A 20730-nucleotide genomic window follows, 5' to 3' on the forward strand; every position below is an offset into this window, starting at 1 on the left:
ACTGCGGGGGAGAAAGATTAATGGCAGGCATGGGGCTATCGGCCGTGATGTCGTTTTTTCTGACCGTTGCCGCAGTGGCGCCGAGCTTTGCCCAGGAAGTCTGGAGCGCCGGGCGAGGGGGGCTTTCCCTGAACGTGTCCGAGGCGAAATTCATCAAGCTTGAAGAGCCTGCGACCGCAGTTTTCCTTTCCAACCCGAACGTTGCCGAGATCGATCTGCAATCCGCCCGCTATCTCTACATTGTCGGCCGGAATATTGGTGAGTCCAACCTTTTCGTTCTGGGCGAGAATGACGAGCAGATTCTCAGCACCACCATTTCCGTCGGGATCGATGCCGCCCGGCTCGCCTCGGCCGCGCAAAGCTCGATCAGCGGTGGCTCGGTCTCGGTGAAAACCGTCGAGGGCGCGGTCTTTCTCAGCGGCCGCGTGCGCAGCATCGATGATGCCGAAACCGCCGCCGATGTTGTGGCGGCATTGCTTGGCGATGGTGCAATCATCGTCAACCGGCTCGAAGTTGAAGCGGCGTCGCAGGTCAATCTCCAGGTCCGGATCGCCGAAGTCTCCCGTACCATCAGCGAGGATCTCGGCCTCAGCCTGACCGCGCGGGACGCGGGGGGGCCGCGCGTTTCTACACGTTCCGGCGGGGTGGATCTGAGCGTCGGTGCGGGCAGCCGCAATATCAACCTCGTGCTGGACGCACTGGCGCGCAACGGGCTGGTCACCATCCTCTCCGAACCCAATCTGACGGCCCGCTCCGGTGAGGCGGCGACCTTTCTGGCTGGGGGACGGATCCCCTACAGGAATACCGATGGGGACGGAAAGATCTCGACCACCTTTGAATCCATCGGTGTAGAGCTGGAATTCACCCCGACCGTATTTGATCAGAACCAGATCCAGCTGCAGATCAACACCAGGGTGCGCGCAGTTGATGAGGCCAACTCCTCTGAAGACGGGCGCGCTCTGTCCGAGCGCAGCGCGACAACCACGGTGGAACTCGGCAGCGGTCAGAGCTTTGCCATTGCCGGCATGTTCCAGGCGGATACCGCACAATCGCTGAGCGGTATTCCCGGTCTCGTCAATCTTCCGATCCTCGGGGCGCTCTTCAGGTCTTCGAGCTTTAAGAAGGGCGAAACCGAACTGGTCATCATTGTGACCCCCTATCTGGTGAAGCCGACCAGCCCGAACAACCTGCGCACTCCGGTCGATGAGGTGAAGCCCGCAAGTGGCGCCATTGAGCAGCTTGTGACCGGACAAATGAGCAAAACGATCCGTCCCGGTGAAAAGGGCCAGTCAAAGGTCCGCCGGGGTGGGTTCATGCTGCAATAGGAACGGACAGTGCAGATCAGATTCACCCGCATTTTCGTGCCCTTGCTGACAGCAGGGTTTTTGGCAGCCTGTGGCGCCGCATTGCCGCAAGGCCCGACCGAGCGTCTTTCTGCGCAAACGCATGAGGCAGTTCTGCCCTATTCCTTCCTGTCCTGCTCGACCGATATCGGTGCGGCCGAGCAGAAGCGGATCCGTACCTTTCTGGATAAACTGGGCCTGACCAGCCAGGATACTCTGGTGGTCTCTGTGCCGAAAAACCGCCTGCCCGAACGCGATGCAGGCCGGCGCAAGACGCTCAGCCAGATTTTTGCCGCTTATCCTGCGCGGGTCCGCTTTATCCAGGACGATGATCTGCGCGAATTGCCGCAATCAGAGCCGCAGGGGATCATCCGGGTGGTTCGGGTAACCGGGGTGAATGTGACGTGTAAAGGCGGCACGGGCGAGGCGGGATGCGCCTCGGCCAGAAATCTTGCGGCCATGATTGCGCATCCGGCGGATGCTTTCATGCCGGATAAGGGGGCAAGATATTTGCCTCCGGCAAAAACACAACAGGCAGGGTTTGCACCGTGAAACTGGATCTGTTCAGAGCCGCCAGATCCTGGGCGAGGCGCGAAGATGGTGCGATCACCATCGAATTCGTGATTATTTTCCCGCTGTTTCTCGCCTTTCTGTTCCTTATTGTATTCGTGAGTTTTCTGATTGCGACCGCAAGCGATGTGCAGCAGCTGGCGCATGAACTTGCGCGACAATCCATTGGCCGTCTGAGTCGCGCAACGCCGCCTGCAGATGTTTGCAAGGCCCTGGCCGATGACGAGATCCTGATGGGTGTGCTGGTCCGGCAATCGGTGCTGCTCGACCCGGCGGATCTGACGGTTCTGCCCTGCCCTGGTGCACCTGATGCGAACGGCTTTGTCACCGTGAAGGTGACGTATAATTTCGCGGGCAGCTTTGTGCAGTCGCTGGGGCAGACCTTTGGCGTTGATCTGGGCATCATCACCCGTATTTCTGCCATCAAACTCTGACGATCTGACAATTTGCACCTGATGCGCGGCAGGAATCGGGTGCATGCAACGTATGATTGATTTATCAGACATCGGATTGCGGGAATCCCCTCTGCCGATTCCCCACCTCATCTTCAGCTGCCACTGAGGGGAATATCTGATGGCTGTCTTCCTGAACCTGCAACGTGCAGCGCCTGCTGTTCTGATCGCGGCTGCTGCGGGATCCGTTTTTGTCGGCAGCCTTCAGGCACGGCCCTATACGGCGGTTGAGGTTCGGGGTGCCGAATTCATTGCAGCCGATGACATTGCGGCTGCCTGTGAGGTCGTAGCGGGGGAATATGATTCCTCCGATATGAGCGCGGTCCAGGAATGCCTGATGAGCAGCGGTCAGTTTCGCAGTGTAGAGGTGCGGGGCGAGGGCGCGACCCTTGTGGTCGAGGTCAGCGAGCTGAATGACCGCCCCGGTCGGGTTGAGGTCGGTCTGGCTTATGACAGCCGCGATGGCGCGACGCTCAACCTTTACTTCGAGCGCTACAATCTGTTCCCGGGCACCTTTGGCTCGATTGATCTGCGGTTCGCCGAAGAGGTGCAGTCTTTCCGCACTTCGCTTTATCGCGCGGATGCCTTTGGCGATCTGGATTTCGGCATTGATACCGAAATGCGCAAGACCAGCTACAGTGATCAGGGGTTTGTTGCAAAGCGGGTGCTGATCGAGCCATATCTGGCTCTTCCCTTTGCAGAGGGCGGCCGGGCCGAACTGGGGATCGGCTATCGCCGCGACGATATGACGGATGTGGCCGCGGGCTCCAGCGTGCTTTTTGGCCGTGAGATGGGGGTCATTGACGCACCCTATGTCCGTCTTGGCGTCAGCTATTCGTCCAACCCCTCGAAGAATGGCGGGGCTGGTTTCGTGACCGGGCTTTCGCTGTCACTGGACCAGTATTTCTGGGGGCTTGGCACCGATCAGAAGACATATGAGACCCGGATCGAGGCGGATGCGCGCTTTGCGCTGGCAGAGAAAACATCGCTGCTGGTCGGGCTGCGCGGCGGTATTGTGTCCGGCCAGAATGGTCATAATACACGCGCGGTTGACCGCTTCTTCGTCGGCGGGGCCGATTTCAGGGGCTTCGCGCCGCGCGGCATTGGCCCGAAAGACGGCGACTGGTTCCTCGGCGCCAATAATTACTATGTGACCAGTGTCGAGCTGCAGCGCGAGATCGATCAGCTGCTCGGCACCACCGGGCGCGTTGGTGTCTTTGCGGATATCGGGTCGGCCTGGGGGCTGGATGATACGCTGGGCGGCACTGTCGATGACGGGAAATATATCCGCAGTTCGGTCGGCGTTTCGCTGACACTCGATCTGGGCAATATACCGGTGTCGCTCTTTGTGGCCAAACCGGTCGATTACCTGGATGGCGATGACAGACAGAGCTTCGGTATCAGTTTCAGCACATCATTCTGAGAAATCCGGCTGCGGCAGTAGATCTGCCGCAGCCGGACAGAATGCGTTCAGGCCAGCTTCAGATTGCGCGCCTGGATAACCGCTTGGGTCCGGTTTGTGACCCCCAGCTTGCGGCAGATCGATTTCACATGCATTTTGACGGTGGCTTCGGCCAGCCCCAGATTTTCGCCGATTTCCCGATTGGGCATGCCATCGGCCAGGAGATTAAGCACCGAGACCTCGCGGTCTGAAAGAGGCGAGACGAAAGCCTTCTGTGTGGCTTTATTCTCCTGGATCAGCTCAAGCGGGAAATAGCGCTCTCCTGCCGCCATGAAGCGAATGGCATTTGTGAGGCTTTTCATCGAAGTGGTCTTCGGAACCAGGCCGGCCGCGCCATTCCGGGTCATCTCATCGACAACACGCGGGGTAGGGCCCCCGGTGATGATGCCGACCGGCTTCCCCGCATTCAATGCGGTGATCTGCTTCAGTGTTTCGACCCCATGCATCCCGGGCATGTCGAGATCCAGCAGGATGAGGTCGAATTCGCCGTTTTTCTTCAGCTGTTCGATTGCACCATCGATCGAGACCGCGGTGCTGAGCTTGATATCCGGGCTGTTCTCCAGCACCAGGCCGATGATTTCGAGGATCAGGGTATGGTCATCGGCGATGAGCACGCTGAGCGGCGCAGGTGCCGGATTGTTTTCACTCATCATGTCTCTCTCATTGCCCTGTCAGAATTGCCCTGCCAGGTGAATACCGCCGACTGCGACGATTGGATAAACGTCTGTAAAAATCACATGCTCAGAAGAGAGAATTGTCAAGACTTTAAGCGGGGATCCGGCCCAGCGGTTCGACAGCTTCTCTTTTTGGGCAGTGACCTCGCCGGTCGAACAAAACTTAAGACTTATGATCGGGATTACCGTCAGCTTTCGGCTGCATACTGCTGCAGCCGAACTTCCGTACTATGTGCCATCTCTTCCGCAAGATCCAGCGTCGCGGCATCGCATAGCCCCACGCGGGCGTCGATCTGCAAGCGCCGAAGTGCGTATTCGACCCCTGCCAACCCGGTAAGACCGGCAGACCCGATCGCTGAATGGATCCGTGCCCGCAGATTTTCGGGGATTTCCGGGCTGCGGGCGAGGTCAAAGACCTCGCGCGCCTCTTCAAGCGCGCGCTGCATGAAGACAAGCGTTGCAGGGCGTCCCATTTCTGCGGTCAGTTCAAGGACAAGTGCATTGTTCAGCATGGTCTCGGGCGTCTGCATTCTGTTGATGGCCTGTTGGCGGGGCCGTGTCCCTTCTTTCGCATCCCTGAGAGCGAGGCGTAATTCAGACGGGCGCACGGGTTTGATAAGAATATGATCCATCCCCGCAGCGAGGCCGGATCCGTGGATCACCGAGCCGACATGTGCCGTAAGCCCGACGATAAGAAGATGTTCTCCGGCGCTTTCCTCGCTGCGGATCTGGCGCGCCACTTCGATCCCGTCGATATCGGGCAAAGTGACGTCCAGCAGAACAACATCGATCTGATCTTTCTTTGATCTGACCCGCAGAAGCGCATCCATACCGTTGACGACGCCTTCAACTTCCGCGCCGGCATCGGTCAATGTCCGCAACAGGATTGCGAGATTTACGGGATTGTCCTCGACGACAAGGATCCTGAGACCGGCAAGACTGATGAATTCCGGACGGTCCGGGTTCTGATCCCCGCGCTGATCGTCCCGTGCCCTGGCGCCGGTGAGCGGAAAGGTGATGCGGAAAAGTGCGCCGCGTTCTTTGCCCTGTCCCAGTTCGATCCGGCCGCGCAGGCGGCTGACCGCCCGGGACACAATGCCAAGCCCGAGCCCGTACCCGTCTTTGCTGCCCGGTTGGAGGGGCCGTCCAGCGGTGCCGGGGCTGAGCACCAGCTTGCGCTCGGCCTCAGTGAAGCCCGGCCCGACATCTTCGACTTCCAGCGTCACAAGACTTTCAAAGCTGCCTTCGGTGGCCGCGATTTTCAGCCTTACGGTAATGGGGCCGTTCATATTGAAACGGTTCGCGTTTGTGATCAGGTTTTGCAACACCGCGCGCAACAGATGCGGTCCGCCGCTATGCCAGGCCTCACCTTCGGGCAGCTCGGCCAGGATAAAGTTATTGCTGCGCCGGCAGATCGGGTCAAGCAGGCGGACCGTTTCGCGCACGACGGCGATCAGATCGAAATCGACCCGCGGTTCCGTATCTGCCGATACCCCGTCCATCCGCACCGTTTCCAGCAGATTGGCGACCTGATCAATGGCAAGCTGTGCGAGGGCGCCCAGCTCGGCCTCTCGCCCATCCTGCGTTCTGGCGTCTTTAAGACCATCCGCCGCAATGATCAGCGATTGCAGCGGCGCGCGCAGATCATGGGCCATATCTGTGATGCGCTCTGAAAGCGAGCGGTCCTCGGCAGACAGGGTGCCACTGGTGACGCGCATCAGATAATAGCGGGCGAGCCCGGTTTCCGCCGGAATGACGTGCAGATCCGCAGTCTCTTCATCGGAGGGGCTGACGCTGCAGCTTCCGCGTGCCTGCGCTTCATCGCGTGCACCGGCCCAGTCCGCCGATCTGCCAAACCTGTGCCATTGCGCGACTTTCGCGGCTCCCGCCACAGCATTTGCAAGCAGGAGGTCTCCGCTATCCGCAAATATTGCCGTGGCGCGGCTGTCGGTCGCGATAACCGCAGCAAGCAGATCCAGGATGTTGACGGTGGAATCCGCTTTGGTCTGTGCCGGCTGGTGCGCCACCTGGGGAGGAATCACGTCATACTCCTTAAGATCTGCCGAATGTGTTTCTTCGTGGTTCAGTCTTCAACGCTCAGGCCCTTGCAGGCGGCTTGTGTCAGCAAAATACCGAATGACAAGGGGTAAATTGTTTCCTTTTTCGGGAAGCACTGTTCTTCCTGAGGTTGTTTTATCAGGCAAATCACAACCAGGAACCCCTGGATACGGGCGATTTTCAAGAGATGTCCACCAGAGCAGGGAAATCGGGGCCATTCCGATGGCACCAGGTGCTGCCCGGCCAGGGCCTTTGCCCTCATCCTGATTGACATACCTACCCAATATCAATCATACATACTTTCGTAGTGTCATACTAACCCCTACGATGCCACGATCAACCAAGGGTGTGATGAGATGATAATTTTTATACTCGCTCTCGCAGTGCTTACGGAAATTCTTGTGGCAGGGGTTGTTTTTGCTTTGGGCGGGGGCTGGTTGCCCGCCCTCTTCATCGCCCAGGGGGCGGGATGTGCTGCGGTTCTGGGGGCCGCTCTAGTCGGAATTGGGCTGCAGCACATCCATGAGACAGCGGGCGCAGCAAGCGCCGCCTGATCCAACAAACGTAACAAACCAATCTAGGACGAAGAACGATGGGACCCATTCGCATCAACGCTGACAAGCCCACTGACTTCCGGGTCACAGCCCGGCAGGACCAGGTACAGAAATTCGTCCGGGAGGGCGACAATCTGGTTGTCCGGCTGGTCGACGGCAAAAGCATCATTATCACCGACTTCTTCGTCAAAGGACCGAATGGCGAAGTAAGCCGTCTTCTCTATGAAGATGGCACGTTCAGCGGTGTTGATGGCAATTCGCAGACCGTCGAAGAAGCCGTCGATGGCATCGGCTCGGCCATGACCAATGAGGAAATGATCGCTCTTGGTGCTGCCGGCCTGGCTGGCATCGGGATCCTCGCCTCATCCGGCAGCAGCGATGCCGCGCCCGGCGACGGCGATGGCGACGGCGACGGCGATGGCGATGGCGACGGCGACGGCGATGGCGACGGCGATGGCGACGGCGACGGCGACGGCGATGGCGACGGCGATGGCGACGGCGATGGCGACGGCGATGGCGATGGCGATGGCGACGGCGACGGCGACGGCGATGGCGACGGCGATGGCGACGGCGATGGCGACGGCGATGGCGACGGCGATGGCGACGGCGATGGCGACGGCGATGGCGACGGCGATGGCGATGGCGACGGCGATGGCGACGGCGATGGCGATGGCGACGGCGACGGCGATGGCGATGGCGACGGCGATGGCGATGGCGACGGCGATGGCGACGGCGATGGCGACGGCGATGGCGATGGCGACGGCGATGGCGACGGCGATGGCGACGGCGATGGCGACGGCGATGGCGACGGCGATGGCGACGGCGATGGCGACGGCGACGGCGATGGCGACGGCGACGGCGATGGCGATGGCGACGGCGACGGCGATGGCGACGGCGATGGCGACGGCGATGGCGACGGCGACGGCGATGGCGATGGCGACGGCGACGGCGACGGCGATGGCGACGGCGATGGCGACGGCGATGGCGACGGCGACGGCGATGGCGATGGCGACGGCGACGGCGATGGCGATGGCGACGGCGATGGCGATGGCGACGGCGATGGCGACGGGAACTCGGTTCTTGGCGAAGTTCTCGAAGGCGTCAGCACAATCGCTCCAGCCCTGCTGAACGGCATCAGCGACGCTCTGACCAATCTCGGAAATGCTGATGTCAGCGCGACGGTGAATGGTCTGCTTGACACTGTGGCAACCGTTCTGGGTGGTGAGAATGGCCTGCTCGACACTGCCGGAGACGCGGTCGGTGAGCTGGTCTCCAGCGTTGAAGCCGGGCTGGCGGCTCTGCTCGAGGGGCTTGAAAACGGCACGCCTCTGGCCGGTGCAGGCAACCTTCTGGCCGCATTGGTCGAAGGTATCCTGGGCGGTGATCCGGCAAGCGGCGAAGCCGGCGGCCTGATCCCGCATCTGGAAGGCGGCACTGCGGTGGCAGCTGCGGCTCTGGCAGCTGGTCTTGCCGAAGCCCTCGGCGCTTTGGACAGCCTGGATGTTGCCGGAGCGCTCGGCGCGGTCCTCACCGCGGTTGATGCGGCCCTGTTGCAGGAAGGCGCCCTGGTTGGCGAGGCCCTGGAAGGGGTGCACGATCTGCTTGAAAACCTGCTCGGCGGCCTTGACGGCGCAGTCACGGATCTGACCAGCGGCGATGTGCTTGGCGCGGTCTCGACCCTGGTCGACGGTCTGCTCGCAGGTGTCTTTGGTGGCGGTGAAGGCGGCGGCGGCGGTTTGCTGACCGGCTTGCTCGACGGCCTCCTCGGCGATCTGTTGGGGGATGACGGTCTGCTGGGTGGCCTGCTCGGCGGTATCGTCGGCGGCAATGGTGGCCTGCTTGGCGGCCTCATTGGCGAGAACGGCCTGCTTGGTGGCCTCCTGGGCGGTGAAGGCGGTCTGTTGGGCGGTCTGCTCGGCGGCGACGGCGGTCTGCTGGGTGGTCTCCTTGGCGGAGAAGGTGGCGGTCTCCTTGACGCAGTGCTCGGCGATGACGGTCTTCTCGGTGGTCTCTTGGGCGGTGACGGTGGCCTGCTCGGCGGTCTGCTCGGGAATAACGGCCTGCTTGGCGGTCTTCTGGGCGGCGGTGGCCTCCTTGGCGGGCTGTTGGGTGGCGCAAGCGGCGGTCTGCTGGACGGCATCCTTGGTGACCACGGCCTGGTCGGCGGTCTCATTGGCGGCGAAGGCGATCTCCTCGGCGGCCTTCTGGATCCGATCCTTGGTGACAATGGCCTTCTCGGCGGTCTCCTCGGCGGTGAAGGTGATCTCCTCGGCGGCCTTCTGGATCCGATCCTTGGTGACAATGGCCTGGTCGGCGGTCTCCTCGGCGGCGACGGTGACCTCCTCGGTGGCCTTCTGGAGCCGGTCCTCGGTGACAATGGCCTGATTGGCGGTCTCCTTGGCGGCGACGGCGACCTTCTGGGTGGCCTCCTGGAGCCGGTCCTTGGTGACAATGGCCTGATTGGCGGTCTCCTTGGCGGCGACGGCGACCTCCTCGGCGGCCTTCTGGAGCCGGTCCTTGGTGACAATGGCCTGATTGGCGGTCTCCTCGGCGGCGACGGCGATCTCCTCGGTGGCCTTCTGGAGCCGGTCCTTGGTGACAATGGCCTGATTGGCGGTCTCCTCGGCGGCGACGGCGACCTCCTCGGCGGCCTTCTGGAGCCGGTCCTTGGTGACAATGGCCTGGTCGGCGGTCTCCTCGGCGGCGACGGTGATCTCCTCGGTGGCCTTCTGGAGCCGGTCCTTGGTGACAACGGCCTGGTTGGTGGTCTGCTGGGTGACGATGGCCTGGTCGGCGGCTTGCTGGGAGATAATGGTCTGGTTGGCGGCCTTGTCGGCGGCCTGCTGGGTGGGAATGGTGGCCTTCTTGGCGGTCTCTTCGGGGGTAGCAGCACCCTCCTGGAAGATGACAGCCATGCTGGCGCCCTGCTCTCGTAACTGAGAGCTCCCTCAGGAGCGGAACAACCCCCCGTTCCTGATACTGAGCTGCCGCACCCCCATGCGGCAGCTCATTTTATTTGTAGCCGGCGGGATTTTGTCGGAAGACTGCTGACGCAGAAGACACAGAATACGACGACACAGAATACAGGGGCCGTTTTCGTGACAGTAATGATGCAGGCCAGCGCAACGGTGTCTGACCTCCAGGTCCTCGACAGTTTCCATGGCAGGGACACTTTTGCCCTTGTTGTCGGCGCGCCGGTCTGGCTGGCCTGGCGTTGCGCGGGGCGGCAAGTCGCGGCCGGCTGGTATGAGGCCGATGATCTGGCGGCCGCCATCGCTCTGGCGCGGGCCGATTTGCCGGAGGTGCCGCATCCGGATGCGCTCGAGATCTGCGTGACGCATGACTGGGAACATGTCACGCCGGAGGCGCTGGCCACATCCTTTCCGAACAGCCTGCGCGGGCTTGTCGGAATGGAGATCCTGTCAGGCGGCAAGCTGACACGGGTCGCACCAACCCGCGCGATCGCCACAAACCGCGCGCCCTTTCGCGAGATTGAACGGCTTGCGAAACTGAAACGCGTCACGCCCGAGGCCTATGCGCGGACCGCCCGGATCCGCCGCTTCAGCGCCGATCAGTTCCTGCTGCTTATTCCCGAAGACAGATGTATCAGGCTCTGGCGCGGCGGGCAGGTTCAGCCGGCGGAAACCGTCGATGCGCCTTTGTTGCAGCAGACGGTTGAGGGGCTGATCGGATGGATGTGGCGAAATCTGCACCCCGATGGCCGGATGACCTATAAATACTGGCCAAGCCGGGGCGCCGAGTCGAAAGCCGACAATACCATACGCCAGTTTATGGCCACCGTGGCGCTCGGCCGGGTTGCGATGCGCAGCGGATCGGCCGAGGACGCCTCCGGCGCGCAGGCCAGTCTGGCCTATAATCTCGACCGGTTTTACGCGGAGGAAGATGGTCTCGGCATGATCATTTTCGAAGGCAAGGCAAAGCTCGGGGCCATGGCGCTGGCGGCGCTGGCGATCCTTGAGTTTCGCGAGGCCGGCCTCATCGAGCCTGCCGGATATGAGGCGGTTTTCACGGCGCTTTGCGCTGGCATCTTTCATCTCTGGCAGGAGAACGGCGCCTTCCGCACTTTCCTGAAGCCGCCGGATCGCAACGACAATCAGAATTTCTATCCGGGCGAGGCGCTGCTGTTTCTGGCGACGCTGCACCGTAAGACCCGCGATCCGGATCTGGCCCGCCGCTGTATGACCAGTTTCCGCTATTATCGCGACTGGCACCTGGCGGATCCGAACCCGGCCTTCGTTCCCTGGCACAGCCAGGCCTGTGTCATGCTCTGGGAAGATCTCGGCGCGCCGGAGCTGGCGGAGTTCGTGTTCAGTCGGAATGACTGGATCTTGCATATGCAGCAATGGAGCGGGCGGCTGCAGCCGGATTTTCAGGGACGGTTCTACAATCCCGAACGCCCGGATTTCGGGCCGCCGCATGCCTCCTCGACCGGGGTCTATATGGAAGGGCTTGCCGACGCCTGGCGCCTGGCGCATCGCCTCGGCGATGATGCGCGCGCAGAGCGTTACGCGACAGCCTTGCGCCGCGGCTTGCGCGCGATCCGGCAGCTGCAGTTTCGCGACAGAAAGGTTGACGGGTTTTACATCAGCCGGCCCGAGATGGTCATGGGCGGATTGCGCACCGAGACCTATAACAACGAGATCCGGGTGGATAATGTGCAGCATTGCCTGATGGCATTGCTCAAACTTGACAGAGATGCGGATTTCAACTGGTCAGGCGGGGTCTGAACTCTGGGTCCGAACTCGGAGGCTCCGGGGTGAAACCCCTTGCAGATCAGAGTGTTGTGACCTGAAGGCGAAGCTTGCGCTGTTCCATCTGCATGGCCTTGCGAAGCAGCCTCGGCTGAAGATCATCCGGATCCCCGCCTCCGAACTTGCGGCACGTCTCGTGAAACTCAACCTGCCTGTCCGGATCCGTCAGGTCGGGTTCTTCCGGCGTCCCGGGGGGCGTGTCCGATATACGCCTGATACGGCTACGGCGGCGCCAGCGAATGAGGGTAAGCAGATAGAGACAGGTTGCGATCCCCTGAATCAGCAGAACCTGATCGAAGCCGGTCAGAAAACAGATAGCAGCGACTACCGCGCCCACGAGCCACATCAGAGGAAAAATTGCCATTGACCGGGTGTCCCTGCAACAGATCCAGACACAGAATGGCCAAAGAATACTGATATATACTATAGTTTGTCAAATGCCCTTTAGTTTGGATCCGCTTGCTGGTTTGGTTTTCGCCATCAGATGCCTTCGCGTTCCTCTGCGCAGTTCTCCAGTCTGTAATTTGCCATAACGACCGGTACCCGGTGGCAAAGATCCTGCCGGATGCACCGCGCAAATGGGCATCCCTGTTCAGCTGATTTTTGGTGTATGACCTGATCCGGGATCGTTGCGACCATCCGCTCAAAGGCAATGCCAAAGCCCTGCTGTGCCGGGAGGAGTGTTGTCCGCCACGACTGGACCTCGACTTCGGTCCCTTCCTGTCGAATGCGACGGTCGAACTGGAACGGCGGAAGGTCGGGCGCCGTATCAGGGCTGCGAAGCTCCCGGCCGTCCAAAGCCTGGCCAGCTTCGACTTTGCGGCCATCGCGAAGCTGAACAAGATGCCGGTTCAGGAGCTGACCCGCTGCGAACGGATCACATGTCGCGAGAGTGCCATTGCCCTCGGCCCATCTGCCACCGGCAAGGCCCATGTCGTCCGCGGCACAGGGCTGACTGCTTGCCGTAAAAGGCCTTCCCGTCGGTTTCACCGCCGCTGACACGCTTCACTGGCGTCCCGGAAACGGTCAGACCATTATAGTGCTTAACTCTGCTGCTCCTGTTGTTCACGGGGTTGCCTTTGTGCGGGTTTCCGCCGGGGGAGCCGGTCCGGCGGGACAGATTCACGTGCAAACTTCTGTTTTTGCGCTAACAGCGTGCAACAGGATCAGAAATCTTTTGCGGGGCGCAGAGCAAGCCCTGCAACCTGATGAGGAACGGGCACAGCATGGCGCTGAATGACGGGTCGGGCACGGGGGCAGCAGTATCGCCACGCCGGGGTAAGGTCTACATCTGGCTGGGGGTGATCGTGATTGCGGCTGGCGCGGGCCTGTTCTTCCTGCGCCCGTCGGCCGAGGTCACAGCTGCGCAGGATGCGTCGGAAGAGGCGCCCGCCGCCCTGGTGATGCAGCTTCTGCCCTCCGAGCTTTATGAGGTCAGGACCGGCACGCTCAGCGATACGGTGCAGGTCACCGGTTCGCTTGTCCCCGCGCGGGCGCTTTCCATTCCTGCCGAGGTGTCGGGACGGATCGATACAGTGAAGTTCCGTGTCGGCGACCAGGTTGGGGAAGGGGCCGAACTCGCGACGATTGACGTGGAAACGCTGCGCAACCGGCTGGAGCAAAGCCGTGCAACCGCCGAGGCAACCCGCGCCCAGCTGGTGCTTGCCGAGGCGCAGCTGCAACGCACCACCGATCTGGTGCGGCGGGGTGTTTCCTCGACCTCTGCGCTTGAGACCGAAGCGGCCAATCTCAGCCAGATCGAGGCGAATTACACCGCCCTGATGCGCCAGGTTGAGACCGCCGAAGATGACCTCTCCAAGGCAAAGATCACGGCCCCTTTCGCGGGTGTGATCTCGGCCCGTTCCGTCGATCCCGGCACCTATGTCACCATCGGAACCGAGCTTCTCGGGCTGGTTGACATGACCGCGCTGGATCTGGAGGGCGGCGTGCCGGCAGTGCATGCGCCACGGCTGCGCATTGGCCAGCGGGTTGATCTGGTGGTTGACGGTCTTGCCGATCATCATTTCGAAGGCGTCATCGACCGGATCGCCCCTGTCGCCGTCGCAGGCACGCGCGTGCTGCCGGTTTTCGCACGGATCGAGAATGCCGATGGGCTGCTGAAAGGCGGCATGTTCGCCTCTGGCACGCTGGTGCTTGAGGAAGCGACTGACGGGATCGGCATTCCCGCTGACGCGCTTCGCGAAGATGACGCGGGCACCTATGTCCTGAAAATCACCGGCGACAAAGCGAGCCGCCAGCCGGTCGAAGCGGGCCGCAGCTGGAACCGGGGGCGCGTGGTCGAGATAGTTTCGGGCCTCAGCCCCGGCGATACCATCGTGGCCCTGAAATTGGAGAGGTTGCAGGCTGGCGCAACGGTCTCGCTGGTGGGGCGCTGAGCGATGTTTCTGACCCGCATCGCCGTCCGCCAGCCGGTCTTTGCCACCATGATCATGGTGGCGATCTGTGTGATCGGCATTTTCTCATATAGCCGCCTGCCGATTGACGAGCTGCCCGAAGTCGATTTCCCGGTTGTGGCTGTGGTGACGTCTTACCCCGGGGCGACCCCCGAGGCTGTGGAAAAAGACATTATCGAGCCCATCGAGGACTCTGTCTCGACGCTTTCCGGGATCGATACCATCACTTCGACCGCACAAACCGGGTCGGCGATGGTGCTGATCATGTTCGATCTGGAGGTCGACAGCGCCAGTGCCGCCCAGGATGTACGTGACCGCGTGTCGCAGATCGCGGCGAGCCTTCCCGACACTGCCACCGACCCGCGCATCCTGCGGTTTGACCCGTCCGAGATGCCGATCCTGTCGATCGGCCTTTCCTCGCAGACGCTGAGCGCAGGCACGCTGACCACGATTGCGGAAGATGAGATTTCCACCCGCATCTCGAATATCAGGGGCGTGGGCCAGGCGACCGTGGTGGGCGGGCTCCCGAATGAAGTGCAGATCCGCCTTGATCCTCTGCGCCAGACCGCGCTGGCGGTGGGCGCGGTGCAAGTGACCTCGGTTCTGCGCGATGCCAATGTCGATCTGCCGGCGGGCTCGGTTACCGATGCCTCCACCAGCCAGTCGGTTCAGGTCGAGGGACGGATCCCCGATCTTGCCGGGTTTGAGGATCTGATCATCGGCCAGCGCGGCGGCTTCCCGATCCGGCTGGGTGATCTGGCGATGGTTGGCACCGATCTGGCCGAGGCCGAGAGCCTTGCCATGATCGACGGACGCCGCGCGATCACCATCGATGTGCTGAAGACGCAAGGCACGAACACCGTGGCCGTGGCCGAGGCTGTGCGCAAAGATATCGCCGCGATGCAGGCCGACCCGGCCTATGAGGGGATCGAGATCGCCCTGATCCGTGACAATGCGGTGCCGGTCGAGCAAAGCTTTGCCGCCGTGCAGAGCATGCTGATCGAAGGGGCCATCCTTGCCACGGTGATTGTGTTTCTCTTCCTGAATTCCTGGCGTTCGACCGTGATCACCGGGCTGACGCTGCCGATTTCGATCATCGGCACCATGGCGGCGGTCTATTTCATGGGCTTCACCCTCAATATGATGACGATGATGGCGCTGTCCTTGTCCATCGGCATCCTGATCGACGACGCCATTGTCGTGCGCGAAAACATCATGCGCCATCTGCATATGGGCAAAAGCCACGAACAGGCCGCGCTGGATGGCACCAATGAGATCGGCCTTGCGGTGCTTGCGACCACGCTTTCCATCGTCGCGGTCTTCCTGCCTGTGGCGTTCATGGAGGGCATTCTCGGCCGCTTCTTCCTGCAATTCGGGGTGACGGTCTCGGTTGCGGTGATGATCTCGATGTTCGTCTCTTTCACGCTCGATCCGATGATGTCGGCGGTCTGGTATGATCCGGCATCGGAGCCTGGCGCAAAACGCGGCCCCATTGGCCGCGCTGTGGCCCGGTTTGACATCTGGTTCGAAGGGTTGATCGGGAAATATCGCGGCGTGCTGGCCTGGGCGCTGGCCTGGCGCAAGACCACGCTTTCGGTGGCGGGGCTGACCTTTATCGGCGGGCTGATGCTGTTTCCCTTTATCGGTGCGGAATTCGCACCCCCTTCGGATAATTCCGAGGTGCAGGTCGAGATGGAACTGCCCATCGGCACGCCGCTTTTGCGCACCGAGGCCAAGATCGCCCAGGTCGATGCGGTTCTGCGGCAATTTCCCGAGGTGATCGGCACCTATGCAACCGTTGGCTCCAGCGGGGCGAGCGGGCAGAACCAGGCGACGATCACCGCGCGCCTCTCGGCCCCCACCACGCGCGAGCGTGATCCGACGGCCCTGGCACCGCCCATGCGCGCGGCGCTGGAACAGATCCCCGGCGCGCGGTTCCGGGTCGGCGCAGGCGGCGGCATGGGCGGCGGCGTGACTGCCCCGGTCGAAGTGAAGCTGTTCGGCCCCGATCTGAACGTTCTGAAACGCCTCGCGGATGAGCTGGCCGAAAAATTTGAAGAGGTGCCGGGCCTTGTCGATGTGCGCACCTCGCTTGATGAGCCGCAGCCGACGCTGGGGATCCAGGTCCATCGCGAGGCGGCCTCGGATCTGGGCGTGACGCTGTCGCAGGTCGGTCAGGCCCTGTCGCCGATGATCGCGGGCGAGACGGTCTCGGAATGGACCGCACCGAATGGCGACAGTTATGACGTGGTCGTGCGCCTGCCATCCGAGTATCGCGAGGATATCACCAGCCTCAGCAGCCTGCCGATCACCGCGACCGCGGATGGCAGCGGCATCGTCCGCCTTGACCAGATCGCAACGGTCGAACCCTCGCAAAGCGCGGGCGAGATCACCCGCGAAGATGGGAGCCGCTCGGTCAGCGTTACGGCGGGGCTTGATGGCATCGACATTCTGACTGCATCCACCGGCATTCAGGCGGCGCAGGATGCGCTTGATCTGCCGCCGGGCTACCGGATCGGCACCGGTGGCGATGCCGAAAGCATTATGGAATCGGCGGTTTCTGCGCTGGTGGCGCTTTTTCTTGCGATCATCTTCATCTACCTCGTGCTGGCCTCGCAATTCGGCAGTTTCCTGCAGCCGATTGCCATCATGTCCTCACTGCCGCTGGCGCTGGTGGGGGTGATGCTGGGTCTGCTGATCGGCGGCAGCACGCTGAATATCTTCTCGGTGATCGGGTTCATCATGCTGATGGGGCTGGTGGTGAAGAACGCAATCCTGCTGGTCGACAATGCCAATCACCACCGCCGCGACGGGATGGAGATGCGCGAGGCGCTGATCGAGGCAGGCGCCACCCGATTCCGTCCCATCGTGATGACCACGCTTGCGATGATCTTCGGGATGATCCCGCTTGCGGTGAACCTGCATGGCGGCACCTCGCAAAACGCGCCGATGGCCCATGCGGTGATCGGGGGGCTGATCTCGTCTTCGATCCTCACGCTGGTCGTGGTGCCGGTGCTGCTGACCTATATCGATGGCTTCCAGCGTCTGATCCGCCCCTGGCTGCCGCGCGCGCCTGACAGTCATCTGGCCTGATCGCGGCCCGGGAGCGATCTGAATTGCCCGCCACATGATGCAACGGCCCCAAAAACCCATGACCCAGGTCAGATTGCAAAGAGAAGGGGCCCGGTTGAGCGACACGGACCCTATGTGAACGGCCGGCAAAAGAAAGCCTGAACGGTGAGCGATGAAGCGAGCCCTCCCCATCGCTCAGCCTGTCCAAAAGGCCGATAAGAGCAGCGGTCATTGACAAGCTTAAGTCGATGCGAAAGTATACGATGTATACTGCGAGGGAAATCTATGGTTACGGGACATGTCTTCATTGCTGCAAGCCTGGACGGCTTCATTGCTACCCGTGAGGGTGATGTAAGCTGGCTGACCCCGAATGGGGCTGAAAGTGAAGATCACGGCTACAATGCCTTCTATGACAGCATTGATGGTATCATCATGGGACGTGGTACATGGGCAGTGGTATCGCGCTTTGACCCTTGGCCGTTCGACAAGCCAGTCATTGTTCTGTCCGGATCTCTGACGCAGGACGATGTTCCGGATATGTTGCGCAGCGGCGTGCGTATCTGGAATATGCCCCCGCGCGATGCGATGAAAAAGCTTGCCGCCGAGGGGTGGAAAAAAGCCTATATCGATGGCGGGAAACTTATCCAGTCATGCCTCGCCGAGGATCTGATTCAGGATATCATTCTGACCCGCGTACCAGTTTTGCTTGGCGCCGGTTTGCCGCTTTTCGGGGATCTTCCAGGCATGAAACCACTGAAGCACTTGCACAGCAAAAGCTTCGCTTCCGGGCTGGTCCAGTCGCATTACCAGATTGGCTCGTGATTAATCAGGGTCCGAGTAAGAAGGGCCGGCTGTCCTCCGCAAAGATTGTTGAAGCCGCGCGGGCCAGTATCGAAACTCATGGCGCGAGTGGCTTCAGCATCCGAATGCTTGCAAGCGTGTTAGAGGTAAGCCCGATGGCGCTTTATCGGCACACAGGGGATCGCTCGCGCCTCCTGGGGCTTGTGGTCGATCTGGTGCTGAGTGATCTCGTCAACCGTCTGGAGGCAAACCGGGAAGAGATCTCATTTCAGACTCTTGCGCGCTCATACGGAGCCCTGGTGATGCGCAATCCACAGGTTTTCATCGCATATATAGGCGATCAGAATGCCAAAAGTGCCGAAGCGGAACGCCTGTCAGACCGAATGGTCGCAATTCTGATCGAAGAAGGGCAAAACGCCCGTGATGCCAGGATCATGCGTGATATCGTCGTCGACCACGCACACGGATACCTTCTGGCGACAACGGCACATAAAAACCAGGCGGCTGTTGATGACCTTTTTGAAGGCTATGATCTGGCAAGCGGCTTCCTGATCACACGGCTGACACAGGCGCCTTTGAATGACCGGTGAGGGCTTAGCCGTTCAGCCCTGGCCTCTGGTGGATCGGTTCGACCTGGCCGCCCCCCGGTAAAGCAGTCCCCCGGACGGTTTTCTGATCCTAGCGGTCCCAGGGATGGTTTGGTCGGGTCAGCCGGTGTTCGATACCGCCTCGCCACGGTTTCCTGAACCGGTGGCGTGACCATGGCTCGACCTCGCAGATCATGTCGAAACGCATTTGCCGGGAGGTGGCGGTGTTTTGATCGTGGGGCTGACCGGCACGCATCTGCCTGCTACCGGGGAAGGCTGTGGTCCGTTCCCGCATCCAGCGGCACAGCACGCTCCCCACAACATCGAGATCACGCATGGCGCCGGCCGCGCCGCGCCGTCACAAGAGCCATGCGCAGATTTCGACCGGCACCACCTCGCAGAAGCTACTGTCGGTGACCCCGGGTCTGTTCCAGGATCAATTGCTCAAGGCAGGCCTGGATTTCGCGGCGCTCCTCCGGGGCAACACGCAAGCCGAGTTTGCTGCGGCGCCAGATGACGTCATCAAGTGTCGTGGCAAATTCACGCTCAACCATCCAGCGCAGCTCGGCCTCGTGCAGGCCGCCACCGAGATCGGTGCCCGGCCCCATTTCCATTATCGCCCCGGCCTCTGTGCCATAGGCCCGGATCAGCCTGCGGGCAGTGGCGGGTGTGAGCTGGGAATGGCGCCGGGTCAGGGCCTCTGCGAGGGCATCCCTCTGCCGTGGGTCGAAATCTCCACCCGGCAGCGGCGCCCTGGCCGTCCATGCGGCTTTGCAGCTGGTGAAAAGCGGTGCGATCAGATCGACCGCCGCCTCGGAGAGCTTTCGATAAGTGGTGATCTTGCCACCCAGAACCGTAAGCAAAGGCGCCCGGTCATTCTGTTCCAGCTCCAGCGAATAGTCACGGGTCGCGGATCGTGCATCGCCCGCGCCATCATCCAGCAGCGGCCGCAGCCCGGCATATCGCCAGACCACATCCGAGGGCAGAACCGGCTTTTTGAAACAACGGCTGACAAAATCGCAGAGATAACGGACCTCCTCATCAGAGCAGTCCACCTGATCGGGCGAGCCTTTGTGATCGATATCCGTCGTGCCGATCAGCGTGAAATCCTCATGATAGGGAATGGCAAAGACGATGCGGCCGTCAGGGCCCTGCAGGATATAGGCGCGGTCATGGCCGAAAATTCGGGGCACTACGATATGACTGCCGCGCACCAGCCGCACCCCGCGCTCGGATCGTGGAGACAGCTTTGCACTGATCCCGGCGACCCAGGGCCCGGCGGCATTGACGACCAGCCGCGCGCGCAGTGTTTCCGGCCCTTTCGGCCCCAGAATATCGACCTCCCAGAAATTGGCCTGACGCCTTGCGGCGACGACCTCGCTGCGGGTCCGGATGTCCGCGCCCAGCCTTTGGGCATCGCGCGCGTTCAGCACGACCAGCCGGGCATCATCGACCGCCGCATCCGAATATTCCCATCCCTTCCGGAACGCGCCGTTCAGCGCCTGGCCCGCCTCATCCTTTCGCAGATTGAGCCGGCGGGTCGGTGGCAGGATCTTGCGCCCGCCCATATGGTCATAGAGGAAAAGGCCCAGTCGTATCACAAAGGCAGGGCGACGATCCCTGAGCCATGGCATGAACCGGCCCAGCAAACGTGACGCTGGCGTGCCGCCCTCGAACCGCATCGACGGGTGAAAGGGCAGGACGAAGCGCATCGGCCGCGCGATATGGGGCATGGCCGCCAGCAGGGTCTCCCTTTCGCGCAGGGCTTCACGCACGAGACGGAATTCGAAATATTCCAGATAGCGCAGTCCACCATGGAACAGCTTGGTCGAACGCGACGACGTGCCTTCGGCGAGATCGTTCTTCTCACAAAGGATAACCTTCAGGCCACGCCCCGCAGCGTCCCGCGCGATGCCACAGCCGTTCACGCCACCGCCCACAATCAAAATATCCGCTATCGGCTTCGTCATC

Annotated in this window: 15 protein-coding genes and 1 pseudogene; 11 read left to right on the forward strand and 5 right to left on the reverse strand. The window is 61.6% G+C overall.

Features of this window, described 5'->3' with window-relative positions; genetic code table 11:
- The first annotated feature begins 47 nt into the window (after window positions 1-47).
- The 4 genes from BLW25_RS18890 to BLW25_RS18905 all read left to right on the forward strand — a co-directional run bounded on the left by BLW25_RS18890 (window position 48) and on the right by BLW25_RS18905 (window position 3788).
- Window positions 48-1325, forward strand: a complete 1278-nt coding sequence (locus BLW25_RS18890; protein WP_171909647.1) for a type II and III secretion system protein family protein — start codon at window positions 48-50, stop codon at window positions 1323-1325.
- Window positions 1326-1334: 9 nt separating this feature from the next.
- On the forward strand, window positions 1335-1895 hold the full coding sequence (locus BLW25_RS18895) for a hypothetical protein (RefSeq protein ID WP_092903002.1): 561 nt from the start codon (window positions 1335-1337) through the stop codon (window positions 1893-1895).
- Window positions 1892-2347, forward strand: coding sequence for a TadE/TadG family type IV pilus assembly protein (locus BLW25_RS18900; protein ID WP_171909648.1), 456 nt, complete (start codon window positions 1892-1894; stop codon window positions 2345-2347). The genes BLW25_RS18895 and BLW25_RS18900 overlap by 4 nt, the downstream gene beginning before the upstream one ends.
- Window positions 2348-2486: 139 nt before the next feature.
- Window positions 2487-3788 (forward strand): BamA/TamA family outer membrane protein, encoded by a 1302-nt coding sequence (locus BLW25_RS18905; protein WP_092903006.1) that lies wholly within the window; start codon window positions 2487-2489, stop codon window positions 3786-3788.
- Window positions 3789-3835: 47 nt separating this feature from the next.
- On the opposite strand, the gene BLW25_RS18910 is transcribed toward BLW25_RS18905, so the two are convergent.
- A complete protein-coding gene (locus tag BLW25_RS18910; protein ID WP_249496920.1) occupies window positions 3836-4480 on the reverse strand; it encodes a response regulator transcription factor in 645 nt (214 codons plus the stop codon).
- A 209-nt stretch (window positions 4481-4689) separates the two neighbouring features.
- On the reverse strand, window positions 4690-6543 hold the full coding sequence (locus tag BLW25_RS18915) for a hybrid sensor histidine kinase/response regulator (protein ID WP_143040558.1): 1854 nt from the start codon (window positions 6541-6543) through the stop codon (window positions 4690-4692).
- Window positions 6544-7151: 608 nt separating this feature from the next.
- Between BLW25_RS18915 and BLW25_RS25380 the strand changes: the two are divergent.
- Window positions 7152-7337: pseudogene (locus tag BLW25_RS25380) on the forward strand (BapA prefix-like domain-containing protein); the annotation flags it as partial.
- 138 nt (window positions 7338-7475) lie between these two features.
- Here BLW25_RS25380 and BLW25_RS25050 read toward each other — a convergent pair.
- Window positions 7476-10028: a hypothetical protein gene (locus BLW25_RS25050; RefSeq protein WP_143040559.1), complete on the reverse strand. Its 2553-nt coding sequence runs from the start codon at window positions 10026-10028 to the stop codon at window positions 7476-7478.
- Window positions 10029-10211: 183 nt separating this feature from the next.
- Here BLW25_RS25050 and BLW25_RS18935 point away from each other — a divergent pair, with 183 nt between their 5' ends.
- The gene (locus tag BLW25_RS18935; RefSeq protein WP_143040560.1) at window positions 10212-11861 is read left to right on the forward strand and encodes a TroA family protein; all 1650 of its coding nucleotides are present in this window, start codon (window positions 10212-10214) and stop codon (window positions 11859-11861) included.
- Between the two features lie 46 nt (window positions 11862-11907).
- Here the strand turns inward: BLW25_RS18935 and BLW25_RS18940 are convergent, their stop codons facing one another.
- Window positions 11908-12249, reverse strand: a complete 342-nt coding sequence (locus BLW25_RS18940) for a hypothetical protein (RefSeq protein WP_092903017.1) — start codon at window positions 12247-12249, stop codon at window positions 11908-11910.
- A 242-nt stretch (window positions 12250-12491) separates the two neighbouring features.
- Here BLW25_RS18940 and BLW25_RS25060 point away from each other — a divergent pair, with 242 nt between their 5' ends.
- The 5 genes from BLW25_RS25060 (at window position 12492) to BLW25_RS18965 (ending at window position 18762) form a co-directional block, all read left to right on the forward strand.
- Complete coding sequence (locus BLW25_RS25060) at window positions 12492-12884, forward strand: ATP-binding protein (RefSeq protein WP_394328451.1); 393 nt, start codon at window positions 12492-12494, stop codon at window positions 12882-12884.
- 227 nt (window positions 12885-13111) lie between these two features.
- Complete coding sequence (locus BLW25_RS18950; protein ID WP_171909649.1) at window positions 13112-14281, forward strand: efflux RND transporter periplasmic adaptor subunit; 1170 nt, start codon at window positions 13112-13114, stop codon at window positions 14279-14281.
- A gap of 3 nt (window positions 14282-14284) precedes the next feature.
- Complete coding sequence (locus tag BLW25_RS18955; protein WP_092903021.1) at window positions 14285-17392, forward strand: efflux RND transporter permease subunit; 3108 nt, start codon at window positions 14285-14287, stop codon at window positions 17390-17392.
- Between the two features lie 264 nt (window positions 17393-17656).
- A complete protein-coding gene (locus BLW25_RS18960; protein WP_092903023.1) occupies window positions 17657-18193 on the forward strand; it encodes a dihydrofolate reductase family protein in 537 nt (178 codons plus the stop codon).
- Window positions 18194-18327: 134 nt separating this feature from the next.
- Window positions 18328-18762 carry a hypothetical protein gene (locus tag BLW25_RS18965; protein WP_092903026.1) on the forward strand — a complete coding sequence of 145 codons (435 nt, stop codon included), beginning with the start codon at window positions 18328-18330 and terminating at the stop codon, window positions 18760-18762.
- Window positions 18763-19163: 401 nt separating this feature from the next.
- On the opposite strand, the gene glpD is transcribed toward BLW25_RS18965, so the two are convergent.
- Complete coding sequence (gene glpD, locus BLW25_RS18970) at window positions 19164-20729, reverse strand: glycerol-3-phosphate dehydrogenase (protein ID WP_092903028.1); 1566 nt, start codon at window positions 20727-20729, stop codon at window positions 19164-19166.
- Window position 20730 lies beyond the last annotated feature (1 nt).

This window comes from Rhodobacter sp. 24-YEA-8, from assembly GCF_900105075.1.
In the GTDB taxonomy this organism is placed as follows: domain Bacteria; phylum Pseudomonadota; class Alphaproteobacteria; order Rhodobacterales; family Rhodobacteraceae; genus Pseudogemmobacter.